Origin of the sequence: Arthrobacter sp. GMC3, from assembly GCF_002929305.1 — a bacterium.
Lineage (GTDB): Bacteria > Actinomycetota > Actinomycetes > Actinomycetales > Micrococcaceae > Specibacter.
Genome location: NZ_PJIO01000060.1, coordinates 1 through 827, shown reverse-complemented (window position 1 = coordinate 827; position 827 = coordinate 1). Strand labels below are relative to the sequence as shown.

The 827-nt window shown below is 52.2% G+C and carries 1 protein-coding gene; it reads left to right on the top strand.

Features of this window, described 5'->3' with window-relative positions; genetic code table 11:
• Positions 1-827, top strand: an 827-nt coding sequence (locus CXQ94_RS23640) for an SLC13 family permease (protein ID WP_104092574.1), incomplete at both ends; no start/stop codon positions are given.

The following is an 827-nucleotide window of genomic DNA, read 5'->3' as shown; positions in this document are numbered from 1 at the left end:
AAAAAATTGGTCCGTACCGGTGTTGCCACCGTAATGGGAACATGGCTGGTCAAAGTGGCGGGCAACAGTGAAATCAAAATGTTGGTTTTGTTGATGCTGACCGTCGCGGGGCTTGGCGCGTTTATGAGTTCAACCGGCGTTGTCGCTATCTTTATTCCCGTGGTGTTAAGCGTTGCCATGCGTATGCAAACTTCGCCGTCACGTCTGATGATGCCGTTAAGTTTTGCCGGGCTGATTAGCGGCATGATGACGCTGGTGGCGACGCCGCCGAACCTGGTAGTCAACAGTGAATTGCTGCGTGAAGGCTATCACGGCTTCAGTTTCTTTAGCGTAACACCTATTGGCCTGGTCGTGCTGGTGCTGGGTATTTTGTATATGTTAGTGATGCGTTTCATGCTGAAAGGGGATACCCAGACCCCGCAGCGCGAAGGCTGGACGCGTCGAACCTTTCGCGATCTTATCCGTGAATATCGACTGACCGGGCGTGCGCGACGTCTGGCTATTCGCCCCGGATCGCCAATGATTGGTCAACGGCTGGATGATCTCAAATTACGTGAGCGTTATGGCGCTAACGTCATCGGTGTTGAACGCTGGCGGCGTTTTCGTCGCGTTATCGTGAACGTTAATGGGGTTTCTGAATTTCGCGCGCGTGACGTTTTGCTTATTGATATGTCTGCGGCTGATGTCGATCTCCGGCAATTTTGTAGTGAGCAATTGCTGGAGCCGATGGTACTGCGCGGCGAGTATTTTTCTGACCAGGCCCTTGATGTGGGCATGGCAGAGATTTCATTAATTCCTGAGGCAGAACTGATTGGTAAATCGGTGCG